Source organism: Streptomyces sp. NPDC031466, from assembly GCF_055581265.1.
In genome coordinates this window covers 663829-677853 of sequence record NZ_JBVIJT010000004.1, presented here as the reverse complement: position 1 = coordinate 677853, position 14025 = coordinate 663829, and the positions used below count along the sequence as shown (strand labels likewise).

Annotated in this window: 15 protein-coding genes; 13 read left to right on the top strand and 2 right to left on the bottom strand. The window is 69.8% G+C overall.

All coding sequences use genetic code 11. The features are described from left to right. The first annotated feature begins 261 nt into the window (after positions 1 to 261). The 9 genes from ACZ5GP_RS11835 to ACZ5GP_RS11795 all read left to right on the top strand — a co-directional run bounded on the left by ACZ5GP_RS11835 (position 262) and on the right by ACZ5GP_RS11795 (position 8649). Positions 262 to 1248: an aldo/keto reductase gene (locus ACZ5GP_RS11835; protein WP_468750698.1), complete on the top strand. Its 987-nt coding sequence runs from the start codon at positions 262 to 264 to the stop codon at positions 1246 to 1248. Positions 1249 to 1320: 72 nt separating this feature from the next. Then, complete coding sequence (locus tag ACZ5GP_RS11830; protein WP_468750697.1) at positions 1321 to 2091, top strand: SDR family NAD(P)-dependent oxidoreductase; 771 nt, start codon at positions 1321 to 1323, stop codon at positions 2089 to 2091. Positions 2092 to 2203: 112 nt separating this feature from the next. After that, positions 2204 to 3226 (top strand): inositol-3-phosphate synthase, encoded by a 1023-nt coding sequence (locus tag ACZ5GP_RS11825; RefSeq protein ID WP_468750696.1) that lies wholly within the window; start codon positions 2204 to 2206, stop codon positions 3224 to 3226. Between the two features lie 6 nt (positions 3227 to 3232). After that, a complete protein-coding gene (locus ACZ5GP_RS11820) occupies positions 3233 to 4036 on the top strand; it encodes a histidinol-phosphatase (RefSeq protein WP_468750695.1) in 804 nt (267 codons plus the stop codon). A gap of 41 nt (positions 4037 to 4077) precedes the next feature. Beyond that, the gene (locus ACZ5GP_RS11815; protein ID WP_468750694.1) at positions 4078 to 5295 is read left to right on the top strand and encodes a methionine adenosyltransferase; all 1218 of its coding nucleotides are present in this window, start codon (positions 4078 to 4080) and stop codon (positions 5293 to 5295) included. Beyond that, positions 5292 to 6311, top strand: a complete 1020-nt coding sequence (locus tag ACZ5GP_RS11810) for a hypothetical protein (RefSeq protein WP_468750693.1) — start codon at positions 5292 to 5294, stop codon at positions 6309 to 6311. The genes ACZ5GP_RS11815 and ACZ5GP_RS11810 overlap by 4 nt, the downstream gene beginning before the upstream one ends. Continuing rightward, positions 6308 to 6874, top strand: a complete 567-nt coding sequence (locus ACZ5GP_RS11805; RefSeq protein WP_468750692.1) for an AAA family ATPase — start codon at positions 6308 to 6310, stop codon at positions 6872 to 6874. Before ACZ5GP_RS11810 ends, ACZ5GP_RS11805 begins: the two co-directional genes overlap by 4 nt. Further along, positions 6867 to 8144 carry a DegT/DnrJ/EryC1/StrS family aminotransferase gene (locus ACZ5GP_RS11800; RefSeq protein ID WP_468750691.1) on the top strand — a complete coding sequence of 426 codons (1278 nt, stop codon included), beginning with the start codon at positions 6867 to 6869 and terminating at the stop codon, positions 8142 to 8144. The genes ACZ5GP_RS11805 and ACZ5GP_RS11800 overlap by 8 nt, the downstream gene beginning before the upstream one ends. A 13-nt stretch (positions 8145 to 8157) precedes the next feature. Next, entirely contained in the window at positions 8158 to 8649 is a 492-nt protein-coding gene (locus tag ACZ5GP_RS11795) for an NUDIX hydrolase (RefSeq protein ID WP_468750690.1), read from the top strand. 28 nt (positions 8650 to 8677) lie between these two features. Here the strand turns inward: ACZ5GP_RS11795 and ACZ5GP_RS11790 are convergent, their stop codons facing one another. Next, positions 8678 to 9409, bottom strand: a complete 732-nt coding sequence (locus ACZ5GP_RS11790; RefSeq protein WP_468750689.1) for a class I SAM-dependent methyltransferase — start codon at positions 9407 to 9409, stop codon at positions 8678 to 8680. Between the two features lie 239 nt (positions 9410 to 9648). Between ACZ5GP_RS11790 and ACZ5GP_RS11785 the strand changes: the two genes are divergently transcribed. After that, positions 9649 to 9894 (top strand): acyl carrier protein, encoded by a 246-nt coding sequence (locus tag ACZ5GP_RS11785; protein ID WP_468750688.1) that lies wholly within the window; start codon positions 9649 to 9651, stop codon positions 9892 to 9894. Further along, positions 9798 to 10769, top strand: a complete 972-nt coding sequence (locus ACZ5GP_RS11780) for an HAD family hydrolase (protein ID WP_468750734.1) — start codon at positions 9798 to 9800, stop codon at positions 10767 to 10769. Before ACZ5GP_RS11785 ends, ACZ5GP_RS11780 begins: the two co-directional genes overlap by 97 nt. Here the strand turns inward: ACZ5GP_RS11780 and galE are convergent. Then, entirely contained in the window at positions 10705 to 11727 is a 1023-nt protein-coding gene (galE, locus tag ACZ5GP_RS11775; protein ID WP_468750687.1) for a UDP-glucose 4-epimerase GalE, read from the bottom strand. The genes ACZ5GP_RS11780 and galE overlap by 65 nt on opposite strands. A 240-nt stretch (positions 11728 to 11967) precedes the next feature. On the opposite strand from galE, the gene ACZ5GP_RS11770 reads away from it, so the two are divergent. Next, complete coding sequence (locus tag ACZ5GP_RS11770; RefSeq protein WP_468750686.1) at positions 11968 to 12879, top strand: phytanoyl-CoA dioxygenase family protein; 912 nt, start codon at positions 11968 to 11970, stop codon at positions 12877 to 12879. Continuing rightward, the gene (locus ACZ5GP_RS11765; RefSeq protein WP_468750685.1) at positions 12879 to 14012 is read left to right on the top strand and encodes a nucleotidyltransferase family protein; all 1134 of its coding nucleotides are present in this window, start codon (positions 12879 to 12881) and stop codon (positions 14010 to 14012) included. The genes ACZ5GP_RS11770 and ACZ5GP_RS11765 overlap by 1 nt, the downstream gene beginning before the upstream one ends. The last annotated feature ends 13 nt before the right edge of the window (positions 14013 to 14025 follow it).

Genomic DNA, 14025 nt, shown 5'->3' with positions numbered 1-14025 from the left:
GGTCTGTTCCGGGCAGCGTAGGATCGGCCGCAAGGGCTGTCAACAACATTTAGCCACCGCTGGATGACCCTGGATTTCGTTGCCGCTTCTGTGAACCCGCTGCTACGATCCATGATCGACCGCATCGGAACTGCCGGGTGAGTGCCATGGCACGGCATGACCCGCCGAATCCGAATTGGAAATAACGCGCCGGATTTCCGGGCGGCATTCACCTTCGGGCGACACGCATATTGAGGGGCATTCATTGGCGGCTCGGACCTGATGGAACACACCCACCTCGGACGCACCGGACTCGTCGTCGGCCGGCTCGGCCTCGGAACCATGAACTTCGGCTCGCACACCAGCGAACCGGACAGTCACACGATCATGGACGCCGCGCTCGACCTCGGCGTCAACTTCTTCGACACGGCCGACATCTACGGCCGCAAGGCCGGGCCCGGCGGTACCGAGGCACTGATCGGACGGTGGCTGGCCCGGGGCGGCGGCCGACGCGACAAGGTGGTGCTCGCCACCAAGGTGTACGGCAAGACCGGCGACCGGCCCAACGACCGGGGCCTGTCCGCCCGGCACATCATCAAGGCCTGCGACGCCTCCCTCGGCCGGCTCGGCACCGACTGGATCGACGTCTACCAGATGCACCACGTCGACCGTGCGACCCCGTGGGACGAGATCTGGGAGGCGATGGGGGCGCTCGTGGCGCAGGGCAAGGTGCGCTACGTGGGCTCCTGCAACTTCGCCGGCTGGCACCTGGCCGCCGCCCAGGCCGTCGCGCGTGAGAGGCATCTCCTCGGCCTGGTCTCCGAGCAATGCCTGTACAACCTGTTCGCCCGCTACGTGGAACTCGAGGTCGTCCCGGCGGCCTCCGCCCTCGGACTCGGCGTGCTGCCCTGGTCGCCCCTGCACGGCGGTCTGCTCTCCGGAGTGCTGCGCCGCCGGGCCGCGCGGTCCACGGTCCGCTCCACCGGCGACCGCCTCGCCGAGGACCTGCGGCACGGGGCGCGCGCGATCGCCGAGTACGAGAAGCTCTGCGCGGACCTGGGCCAGGACCCTGCCGTGGTGGCGCTGGCCTGGCTGCTCGGCCGTCCCGGCGTCACCGCGCCCATCATCGGGCCCCGCACCGCCGAACAGCTGACGGCCTCCATGGCCGCGCTCACGCTCCGGCTCGACGACGCGGCCCTGGCCCGGCTCGACGAGCTTTTCCCCCCGCCCGGAAAGGGCGGACCGGCGCCCGAGGCGTGGGCCTGGTGACCCGCGGCGAGCCCACACCGGCAGCGTGAGCTGCCGCCCTCACTCGACACCTCGACACAAGGAGACTTCGCCATGCGGGGGTTGCACGGGAAGGCCGCCGTCGTCACCGGCGGCGCCCAGGGTATCGGCCGGGCCGTCGTCGACCGGCTGGTCCACGAGGGCGTCGCGGTGACGATCGTCGACGCGCATCCGGAGTTCGGGCCCGCGGCCGCGGCCGAGGTGACGGCCGCGGGCGGCAGCGCCTGGCACGCGCTCGCCGACGTGTCCGACGAGGACCAGGTCACCGCCGCCGTCGACGGCGCGGCCCGCCGCCACGGCCGGATCGACTTCCTCGTGAACTGCGCCGCCGTGTTCATCATGCGCGGCGTGAATGCCACCGTCGAGGAGTGGCGGCGCAGCAACGACGTCAACATCATGGGCCAGGCGCTGTGCGTCAAGCACGTGGTGCCGCACATGAGCGACCGGGGCGGCGCCATCGTCAACATCGCCTCGATCTCCGGGCACATCGCGCAACCGGACTACGTGGTGTACAACGCCGCGAAAGCGGCGGTCGCCAACATGACCCGCTGCATGGCGCTGGACCTGGCGGACCGGAAAATCCGGGTCAACGCCGTCAACCCCGGAACGGTGTGGAACGCGAACAACGAACGTTTCCATCGCGACGTACTGGGAATGACGCGTGAACACGCCGAAAAGGACCCCGAGATCGGTGGTCGGCACATGCTGAAACGGGTGGCGGACCCGGCGGAGATCGCGGGTCCGATCGCATTCCTTCTTTCCGATGACGCCAGTTTCATCACCGGGGAGAATTTGATGATCGACGGCGGTTACACCGCGATGTGATCCGGTGGGCCTTTCGGCGGGCCGGGCGTTCACCCCACTTATGCGGACGGAAGGACCCATGGGCGAAATCAGAGTTGCTCTCGCGGGCATAGGATCCTGTGCTTCGAGTCTCGTGCAGACGGCCGGCCTGACCCCGCCGGACACCGGACCGATGAACGGCATCATGTACGCGCGTATCGGCGGGTACCGGGTGAACGACATGCGGTTCGTCGCGGCGTTCGACGTCGATCGCCGCAAGGTGGGCCTCGACGTGGTGAAGGCGATCACCACACCGCCGGTGGCCGCCGCGCTCCACGTCGACGTCGAACCCACGGGCGTTCTCGTGGAGCCCGGCCCGCTGCTCGACGGCGTGGGCGGCAACCTGGAGGGCGTCATCGAGCCGCACCCGGCGAGCCGTGACGTGACGGTCGACGAGGTGGCCGACCGGCTGACCGCGGTCGCGGCGGACGTCCTCGTGTGCCTCCTGCCGACCGGTGCCACCGCCGCCGTACAGGCCTACGCCCGCGCCGCGGTGCAGGCGGGCGTCGCCTTCGTCAACGCGACCCCCGAACCGGTCGCCCACGACGCCGAGATCGCGGCGGCCTTCGTCGACCACCGGGTGCCGCTCCTCGGCGACGACCTGCGCAGCCACCTGGGCGCCACGACGTTGCACACCGCGCTGATCGAACTGCTGCGCTCACGCGGCCTCGCCGTCGTCAACACCTATCAACTCAACGTCGGCGGCAACACCGACTTCCTCAACCTGTCCGACCCCCGGCGCGCGGCCGGCAAGGTGCGGACGAAGCGCAACGCCCTGAGCGCGGCCGGCATCGACGCGAGCACCGTCTCGGCCGGTCCCAACGGGTTCGTGGAGTACCTGGGCGACGAGAAGACCTGCTTCATCCGCATCGAAGCGGCGTCGGTGCTGGACTCCGACCTCGTGCTCGACGTACGCATGCAGGTCGAGGACAGCCCCAACGCGGCCGGCGTCCTGGTGAACGCGGTACGCGTCGCGAAGGTCGCCGCCGAACACGGGCACGCCGGCTGCGTCGACGACGTGTGCGCCTTCCTCTTCAAGAACCCGCCGCGGGGCGCACCGGAGTCGGAGGGCATCCGCAGGTTCCGTGACTACGTCGACCGCGTCGCCCGGGACTGATCACAGATGTTCGACCTCCACACCCACCACGACCGGTGCGGCCACGCGCGGGGGACCATGCGTGACTACGTGCGCGCCGCCATCGACGCCGGACTCCACACGCTGGGCTTCTCCGACCACACCCCCTTCTTCGCCGAGCCCGAGGACCACCACCGCCCCTGGGTCGCCATGGCGAAGAGCGAGTTCCCCCGGTATGTCGCCGAAGCCGAGGAACTGCGCGAGGAGTACGCGGACCGGATCCGCGTCCTGGTGGGCGTCGAGTCGGACTTCTTCCCCGAGCACGTCGGCCTCTACCGCCGGACGCTGCGCCGCCACGACTTCGACTACGTCATCGGGTCGGTGCACGTCATGGACGGCGTCGACCTCTTCCGTCCGGAACGCTGGCAGGACGCCACCCCGGACGACCTGAAGCGGGCGAAGGAGAAGTACTGCGACCTGGTCGGCCAGTCGGCCCGCAGCGGCCTGTTCGACGTACTCGGCCACGTCGACGCGGTGAAGGCGGCGTGCCCCGCCATGTCGTCCATCGCCACCCCCGCGACGGAACGGATGGTGCGTACCTTCGCCGAAACCGACGTGGTGGTCGAGGTGAACACCTCGGGCAGTACCAAGGAGTGCGGCGGCTGGTACCCGGACCCCGCCATCCTGGAGATGGCCGCCCACTACGGCGTCAAGCTGACGTTCGGATCCGACGCGCACGACCCCGAGCGGGTCGGCGACGAACACGAGGAAGTGCGCCGGACGCTCCGAGAACTCGGCTACCGCCACTGGTACGTCTTCGAACGGCGTCGCCGGATCGAACTCCCCCTGTAGCAACCGCTCGCTCCCAACGGACCTACCCACGGAGGAACCCGGTGACCGGGACCTTTGTCTCCATCGCTTCCGTCCCCCCTGGTGGCGGGGCGGCTCCCGACTACGAACTCGTCGAACGAAAAGGGGTCGGCCACCCGGACACGATGTGCGACGCGATCGCCGAACGCGCCTCGCGCTACTACGCCCAGTACTGCGTCGAGCACTTCGGCCGGGTCGCGCACCACTGGTTCGACAAGGTCATGCTCTTCGGCGGCGAGGCCACCATCGACTTCGGCGAGGGCGAACTGACGAAGCCCTACACCGTGCTGTACGCGGGCAAGGGCGCCCACCGCTACGCCGACCGGCCGATACCGCTCGAGGACATCCTGTTCAGGGCGGCCGCGGACACACTTACCGAGGTGACCACCGGGTTCGACCCGAAGCGCCACCTCACCGTCCAGTGCGAGGTGGTGGACCACCAGGGGTCCGGGCGCGGACACTCCCGTTACCGCCCCCAGGTCATGGACGATCTGATCGAGATCGGAGACCCCGACCTCGTGTCGAACGACTGCAACCTGCTGCACGGCTACCACCCGCTGAGCACGCTCGAAGCGATGGTGCACGGCACGGAACAGCTGATCAACGGATCCGGGTTCAAGAAGAAGAACCCCGACACCGGCTGGGACGTGAAGGTCTTCGGCAGCCGACGCGGGGACCAGTACCGCTTGATCGTCAACATGCCCTTCCTCGCGCGGCACATCGATTCGATGGAGACCTACCTCCGGCGCAAGGCCGAGTGCCGGCAGCAGGTGGCGGACCACCTGCGCGAGACCTTCGGCCTGGTGCCCGACCTGCTGTTCAACCCCACCGACCGGAACAAGCGGCCCTACCTGACCGCGCTCGGCTCGGTCGCGGACACCGGGGACGTCGGTGTCGTCGGCCGCGGCAACCGGCTGAACGGCCTCATCACGCCGATGCGGTCGATGAGCATCGAGGCCCCCGCCGGCAAGAACCCGCTCGACCACACGGGCAAGCTGTACGGCGTCCTGGCGCACCAACTGGCCAGAGAGGTGAGCGAGGCCATCGACCTGCCGGTGGATACGCACATCTTCACGTCCAAGGAGGCGCGCCTGGACCAGCCCGACGAAGTGGTGGTGGAGGCCCACGGAGAGCTGAGCGAGGACCAGCGCTCGATCGCGACCGGGATCATCACGAAGCGGCTGGCCAACATGGGCGACGTGACCCGGGAGCTGGTGTTCGACGGGATCACGATGTGGTGAACGCGCTCGCCACCACGATCGCCGCCGCCGTCCGGCGGTGCGCCGCACGGCCGTCGGCGGCGACCGAGGCCTGGATCCGCCCCTACGCGCCGGGCGGCCACGTGGACCAGCACCAGTTCCTGGTGATGCTCAAACCCGAACTGGTGCTCCCGCGCGGCGGTGACGGCTCCAGGCCGCTCGCCCGCGTGCTGGACGTCCTGGCCGACCGCGGCGTGCAGATCGGCGCGGTCCGGGTGCTGTCGAGCACGTTCGTGGCCCGGCACGCCGTCGTCGAGTCGCACTACCCGGCGCTGAACCGCGTCGCCCGCACGGGCCCGGCGGGCATGTCACCGGCCGCCGTCGAGCGCCTGGACGACACCTACCCCGGGTTCCGCGCCGGGGGCGGCCGTGTCGTGGGGGCGTTCGAGCTGCTCGGCGAGGTCCCCGACATGACGCCCTTCGCCCTGGAGCTGCTGACCCGCAACACCGAGGTCGCCAAGCTGGGCACCGGCACCTACGCGATCCGGGCGTCCGTCGACGGCGAGGACCTGGTCATCCTGAATCCGTTCCACCCCCAGCAGGTCGCCCACTTCACCGCGCCGGGCGGGGCGGTGGCGCTGCTCGAATGCTGGTCGGAGCTGGCGCTGCCGACGATCCGGCGCGACCTCGTCGGCGCCACCGACCCGAGGGACGCGCGGCCGCACTCGATCAAGGGCATCCTGCTCAGGGAGGGCCGGTCGCTCGGCCTGGACCGGGTGTCGACCCGCCGCAACGGCGTCCACGTCTCCCCGGGAGCGCCCGAGGGAATGGCCACGATCGTCCGCTACTTCTCGGCCGGCGGTTCTCCGATCCGCCCGCAGGACACCGCGTTCGGGCGGCGTCTGACGGCGGCGGGCCTTTGCGCCGACGAGGTCGAGTGGGTGGCGGGCGACCCGTATGTCGAGAGCGGGGAACACACGGGTCCGCTGTTCGAACTGACCGAGGACATGGACTGGGCGGACGCCGTGAAGTTCGTGGCCGCGCTGGACCGGAGGTGAACGCTCGCGTGGGCGTCTGGGTGGTCGGTACGCCCGCCGCGGGCAAGTCGACCCTCGCCCGACGACTGGCGGCCGCGCTGGACCTGCGCCACGTCGAACTGGACGACGCTTTCTGGGCCGAGGACTGGGTGCCCGCCGAGGCCGACACCTTCCTGGACGCGGTGGGTGCCCGGATCGACGAACCGGGATGGGTGGTCGACGGCCAGTACGGCGCCGCGGTCGAGGCGTACGCCGCCCGGGCGCACACGGTCATCTGGGTCGACACCCCGTTGCGGGTCAGCCTGCCGCGCCTGGTCCACCGGACGGTGGCCCGCGCCCGGCGCCGGGAACCCATGTGGTCGGCCGGCAACGTCGAGACCTGGTGGCACGCGATCGGCCCCGACTCGATCCTCTGGTACGCCCTCCGCGTCCACCGCGAACAGCGCCGGGAGAACGCGAAGTTGTTCCGGCGCCTGGCCCCCCTCGGTGTCCGACTGATCCGGGTCAGCCGCCCCGACGCCGACACCCTGATCCACGAGCTGCGCACGGCGGCCACCCGCAAGAAGGAGCACACGCATGAGTGACCTGGCCATCCTCGGCGGCGAGCCGGCGGTGCGCGAACCGGTCGAGATGGCATGGCCCATCGTCAGTGACACCGATGTGACCCGCGTCGCCGACGCCGCCCGCCGGGGCGAGATCTCGTACGACGCCAGCGAGGGCATGGTCGCCGAGCTGGAGGGCGCCTTCGCGGCCAGACTCGGCCGCCCCCACACGCTGGCCACCAGCTCGGGTACCGCGGCCCTGCACTCGGCGTTCTTCGGGATCGGCCTGGCACCCGGCGACGAGGTGCTCGCCCCGTCGTACACCTATCTGGCCACCGTCATGCCGATCGTCGCCTGCAACGCGACACCGGTCCTCGTCGACGCCGAACCGGACACCGGCAACATCGATCTCGACGACGCGGAGCGGCACGTCACCGCACGCACCCGCGCGATGGTGGTGACCCACCTCTCCGGGCACCCGGTCGACATGGAGCGAGCCATGCGCTTCGCGCGCCGGCACGGCCTGAAGGTGGTGGAGGACTGCTCCCAGGCGCACGGCGCGGCGACGTCCGGGGCCGAGGTCGGCACCCGGGGCGACGTCGCGGCGTTCAGCCTCCAGGGCCGCAAGATGGTCGCCGCCGGCGAAGGCGGGATCCTCGCCACATCGGACACCACCGTCTACGAACGTGCGGTCATGCTCGGCCACTTCGCGGCACGGTCCGAAACGGAGGTGACCACACCAGGGCTGATGCCCTTCGCGAAACTCGGTTACGGCCTCAACTACCGCATGCACCCGCTCGGCGCGGCGCTCGCCATCGGCCAGCTGGAGCGGCTGGACCAGCACCTCGAATGGCGCGCCGCCAACTTCCGCGCCTACGACGACATTCTCCGCGGGACGCCCGGCCTCGCCCCGGCGCCCCGACAGGACCACGTCTCCCGGCACGGCTGCTACAGCTACCAGCCGTTGTACGACCCGGCGGCCTGGGGCGGCCTGCCCCGCTCGGTGTTCATCGACGCCCTGCGGGCCGAGGGCGTACCGGCCACCGTGCCGACGTCCTCGCCCTTGCACCGGGAACCGTTCTTCAGCCGTACGGAGACCGGCATCACGACATTCCACGTCGACCCGGACCGGCGGTTGTACCGGGCCGGCGACCTGCCGCGGAGCGAGGAATACGTGCGATCCGCCTGGCGTCTGCCCGCCTTTCCGCGGCCGTTGTCGGCACAGACGCTGACCGAGCTGGCCGAGGCGTTCCGTAAAATCGCCGCCGGTGCGGAGGAGCTCCGCCGCCATACGCATGCCGCAGCGGCATGAGAGGGGAACCACCATGCGCGTACGGCCCTCGGCACGAGGCCTGGTGCTCAACGAATCGGGCGAGGTGCTGCTGTTGCGCGCCGAGGACTCGGCACCGGTGGACCCGGCCAACCCGCGGCTGCTGCACTACTGGGTGACGCCCGGGGGCGGGGTCAAGGAGGGGGAGACGGCCGAGGCGGCGCTCACCCGCGAGCTGCGCGAGGAGACCGGCCTGGTCGACGTGGAGATCGGCGGGGAGCTGTGGCTGCGCGAACTCGATCTGGACCTGCCCAAGCACGGACGGGTGCGCAGCCATGAGCGCTACTTCCTCTGCCTCACCCGCGAGACCCGGACCACCGGCCAGTTCATGACCGACAGCGAGCGTGAGGTCATCAAGGAGATCCGGTGGTGGCCGCTGGACGAGCTGGCGGCGTCGTCGGAAGTGGTGCGCCCGCCCGGATTCGTGGATCTCGTGCGCGCGGTAGTGGCCGACGGGCCTCCCGCCACGCCCCTGCGCATCGCCTGACCGGCGCGGCCGCCGGCTCCCTCCGCGCTCATCGAGCGGTGAACACGAACTCGAACATGTCGTTCATGCCACGCCTGAGGAACTGAGCGCACTGCGCGTAGTGCGCCACCTGCTTGTCCACCTCGGCCTCGCCCGCGAGCGCGAGCGCCTGCTGCCTGTTCCGGCGGAGGTTCCCGACGAAGAGTTCGAGGGTCTTCGCGTAGTGCGCGCTCAAGGACTCCGAGACAGCGACCTCGAACCCGGCGCGTTCACCGTCCTCGATGACACGCCCTTTGGGGGCGACCCGGAAGATCGGCCGTTCCGCGGTCACCGCGAGCATGACCATGACGCCGCCGGGTGGCAGAAGAGCACGGCAGTGCGGCAGGAACGCGTCCTTGTTCTCGAAGGTCTCGAACGCGTTGACGCAGATGATGCGGTCCACGGGCTCGTCGAAATCCTCCCACCGCTGCAAGCGGAAATCGACGCGCTGGGACGTGGGCCTGCCGGTCTCCCGTGCCACGGCGTACGCGTGCTGCTCACTGCTCAGCGTTATGCCGATCACCTCGGCCCGGTACTCGTCGGCCGCGGCGCGCGCGGTCGCGCCCCAGCCGCAGCCGATGTCGAGCACACGCATCGACGGCCGTATGCGGCAACTGCGCAAAATCGCCTCGGTCTTGGCCTGCTGGGCGCTCTCCAGTGACATGTCGGCAGCTGTGAAATACCCCGAGCTGTGGTGCAACCGCGTATCCATGTACAGCCGGGCGTATTCAGTACGGATCATCACGGAGTGCTTACCTCTTTCTCACCCGGGAAGGGCCAGGCGCACCGACGGCACGCGAGCCGGTCGTGGAGCGTAACAGTGGGCACAAACCCAGGGCAATGAACCCCGGGGTCATCCAGCGGAGACTGAATGTTGTTGACAGCTTTTGGGGCCGATCCTAGGGTGACGGCAAAAGGCTGGCCAGGTGTCGGCGCAGACCGGCCGTGGCCGATAAAAGTCGCGAGGCTGTGAGGACTTCCTTGGAAAGAAGCGAGATCGCCCAGAAGGTCCGGAAACACGTCGGTGCTCTGCTGAAGTCGCCCGCCGATTTCCCCGAGACCGACCTGCTCTCCGCACATGGCCTCGATTCGCTGACCAGCGTTCAGCTGACTCTGTATCTGGAAGACGAATTCGGGATTCTCTTCGAGGACGACGAACTGGGCATAGAGAATTTCGCGACCGTCGAAAGCATCGTCGGCCTCCTCGACAAGAAGGTGGAGGAATAGACGCCGCACGGCCCGAGCACCGGGACGACGATCTGCGCTACGCCGCCTTCGACCTGGACGGCACGGTGCTCGACGCGGACGGCGCGACCTCGGCGACGGTGGTGGCCGGGATATCCCGGCTACGTGATCTGGGGCTCCTTCCGATCATCGTGACCGGACGCTCGCACCCCGGATTCCTGCGTCTGTCGCTCGATCCGCTGCTCGCCCTCTTTCACCCCGAGGTACTGCTGGAGGACGGCGACATCGTCCTGGACCGGGCGGGAGGGCGCTGCCGGACGGTGGCCTCGCTGCCGTCCTCGGCGGTGGTGGACGTGACACGGACCTGCGCGGACGTCGTCGCTTCATGCGGTGGGGGCCGACTGATCGCGTCCAGTCGGCGCGCGGCGGCCGCGTACGCCGTGGCGTACCGCATCCCGCGCCGGGACATCGAGGTCGCGGCACCGACCGGAGCGGCCAGCCGCCTTGTGGTGTTCGGCGACGCGCCGCCGGACGTCCCCGGTACACGGCGACGACCGCTCAACGCCTTCGGCGCCACGGTGTTCACGGTGGTCGGCCGGGGCAAGGCGAGGGGCCTCGCCGAGCTGCTCGCCGAGCGCTTCGGCGAGCCGGATCTGACGCGGGTGGTGGCCTTCGGTGACGGCGACAACGACGCCGACCTGCTCGCCGCCAGCCGCGTCGGCATCGCCGTGCCGGGTTGCTCCGCGGCGGCCGGCGCCGCGGCCCGCGTCTGCCTGGACCGCCCTCTCGGCGCGTACCTGGCGACAGTGGACCCCCGCGAACTGGTTCCGCCGGGCGCACGCCGGCCGGACCTCAGACGGAGTGACCCGCGGGGTTGCGCCGCTGGGCCCGCCAGGCGTCCCGGCACATCGCGGTGAGATCCCGGGTGGTGGTCCAGTTCCATGCCCGGGCGACCGCGGCCGGATCGGCGACGAGGACGGCCACGTCCCCGGGGCGGCGCGCCGTGACCCGGTAGGGGATGGCCCGCCCCGACACCCGCTCGAACTCGCGCACGAGCTGCAGGACCGACGTGCCCTGCCCCGTGCCGAGATTGAAGGTGCGCATGCCGCTCGCGTCGTCAATGCGCTCCACGGCGGCGCGGTGGGCCTCCGCGACGTCCATGACGTGGATGTAGTCGCGTACGCCGGTGCCGTCGGCGGTGGGGTAGTCGCCCCCGTACACGTCGAGCCGTGCCAGCCGGCCGACCGCGACGCGGGTCAGCAGCGGCATGATGTTGTTCAACGCGCCCCGGGGCTCCTCGTTCAGCAGGCCGCTGGGGTGGGCGCCGATCGGGTTGAAGTAGCGCAGGGCCAGCACCTTCCACTCCGGCAGGCGTCGGCAGAAGTCGGTCAGCACCTGCTCGCACATGAGCTTGGAGGCGGCGTACGGATTCGTGGGGGCGACCGGATCCAGTTCTCCCAGGGGCACCTTGTCCGCGTTTCCGTAGACCGAGCAGGACGACGAGAAGACCAGGCGCCGCACGCCGTGTTCCTGCATGACCGACAGCAGGGTGATGGTCCCGCCCACATTGGTGTCGTAGTACTCGGCGGGCATGGTGACGGATTCCCCGACCGCCTTTCTCGCAGCGAAGTGGATCACTGTGTCCGGGCGATGGCGGCTGAACACCCCGGCGAGGGCGTGCCGGTCCCGTATGTCCACCTGATGGAAGGCGTCTACCGCTTTTCCAGTCACCTGCTCCACCCGTGAAAGAGCCCGCAGGGAACTGTTGGAAAGATCGTCGACCACGACCACGGAATGGTTGTGCCGCAGGAGTTCGACGCAGGTGTGGCTGCCGATGAAACCGGCTCCACCGGTCACGAGCACCGTCGCTGGCATAAGGGAACCATTTCTCTGTGACTGCACTGGTCTGCGCTGTCGTTCGCCCCTGTCGGCGGAACGTGCTTTCCCCCTACCCGACCGGCCGGGCGTAGCATGCCCGACCCGGCCCGATTCTTCCTGCGGAGTGGGACTTTAACCAGCAACTTGAAGTCGGTGCCGGTCGCGGAAAGCGCTGCTAGCCTCGGCCCGCAAGGATACGAGTCCGAACCGTTTCGACGGGAAGGCGGCGGCTCAAGAATGAGTGTGGCACCGGCGGAAGAGACCCTGGAAGCCCATGTGGAACGGTTCGCCGTCCAGGGATACACGGTGGTCCGGAACGTGTTCACCCCCGAAGAGGTTTCCGGCATGCTCGCCGCGACGGAGCGGGTGGTCGCCAAGGTCCGGGCGGATCCCTCGGCTTTCGGCGCGCCGACCGTACCCCGGTACACCCACCGGGCCGAGGGCGCCGTCGACACCTGGGGCGTCGACAACATGTTCGCGCCGAATCTCTACGAACCCGAGCTCGGCGCGGTGTTCGGCCACCGCAAGTTCATGGAGTTCAGCCATGCCGTGCTCGGTCCGCACCTGCGCTTCTGGGCCGCCCATCTGCTGTGGTCACCGCAGTTCATGCCCTATGAGCTGAACTGGCACAAGGACAACCACGAGCACGAGCACTACGAACCGAACGGTAAACCGCGTCACGTGCAGTTCAACGTCTGCCTGACCGAGGACAAGTCGTTCCGGGCGATCCCCGGCTCCCACCGCCGGCCGCTCACCGACGTCGAGCGCGAGGCCGTCTACGCCCGGAGCACCGGACCGCTGGCCGGCGAGGTCCAGGTGGAGTGCGGCGCGGGGGACGTCATCTACATGAACTACCACATGCTGCACCGGGGTTCGTGCGCGCCGGACCAGTTCCGCAGGACACTGCACATGAACGTCCAGTCCATGGACGAACCGACCGGCGGTCAGACGTCGTATTCGTACATGCGCGATCCGGGATACCTGGAGAGCATCGACCCGGCGCTCGCCGCGCTGATGCGCAACTCCATCGCGTGGGACGACAACCACCCGATCGACCGCGCCGAGGCCCGGCGGCGCATGCGCGTCTCGCACGACCTGCGCCGGTCCACCGCCGGGCCGGTGGGGGAGCACCACGGATACGGCACCTGATGGCGTCGCGGCACCCCGAGGCCCCCCTCGACCCGCTCGGCGCCCAGGACACCGCTTGGGCGGTACTCGAACTGGTCGCCGAACACCAGGGCCTTGACGCCGAGCCGGACGGCCGCGCCGCGTACCTGAACCAGCCGGACTTCGACCACGGCGAGCTGATCCAGCAGGCGATGCGCCACAACCTGCTGCCCGCCCTGGCGGACTTCCTCAACCGCCACGGCCTCCGCAAGGCGCTGCCGCACCGGCTGCGCACCCCCGTGCTGAACCACCTGCGGCTGAGCGAGCACCGGAGCCGGCTGCTCACCCGGGAGGCGGTCCGCGTCTCCGCCGGCCTCGCCCGCGCGGGAGTGCGCGCCGCCTGGACGAAGGGCGTGACGCTCCAGTCGACCCTGTACGACGACACCGCCGTGCGCCCCTTCAACGACATCGACCTGATGATCGCTCCTGACGACCGCGAACGGACGAAGGCCGTACTGATCGACCTCGGTTACACACCGGACGCCGTCTTCGACCCCGAGACCGGGAAGCTGAAGGAGATGTCCCGGCTCGACCAGCGGATGTACCGGGTGTCCCCGGACCACCTTCCGCACTTCAGACTGCTCACCGAGGACATCTGCGTGCCGCACGTCTCGGTGGACGTCGCCAACAGCCTCACCTGGCACGGCAGTACCTGGCAGGTGCCGATGCGTCAGGTGATCGAGCGGACCGTGACCGTCCCTGTCCCCGACGGTCGCACTCTGCCCGCCCTCAGCACACCCCACGCCTTCCTCTTCCTGTGCCTGCACGTCTTCCGGGAGGGCTGGCTCCAGCGGACGATCGTGACGAAGGACCTGGCGTTGTCCCAGTTCGCCGACATCCTGCGGCAGTGGCGGCGCGCGGCGCCGGACACGCGCCGCGCCATCGGGGCCGCCGTCGCGCGGTTCGGCCTGGCCGAGCCGATGGCATGGGTCTGCGCCCACACCGACGCCCTCTTCGGGACCCGCATCCTGCAGGAGCTGGGCCTGGCCGAGCAGGCCGGCCCATCGTGGCGGGCCAGTGCCCAGGGCGCCGGCGGCCAGGAGCTGACCTGGCACGGCGACATGCGCCGGCGCCTGCGCGCGACGTCCCCGCCTGCCCTGTCACCGCTGTCTTGAGCCGCCTCCCACC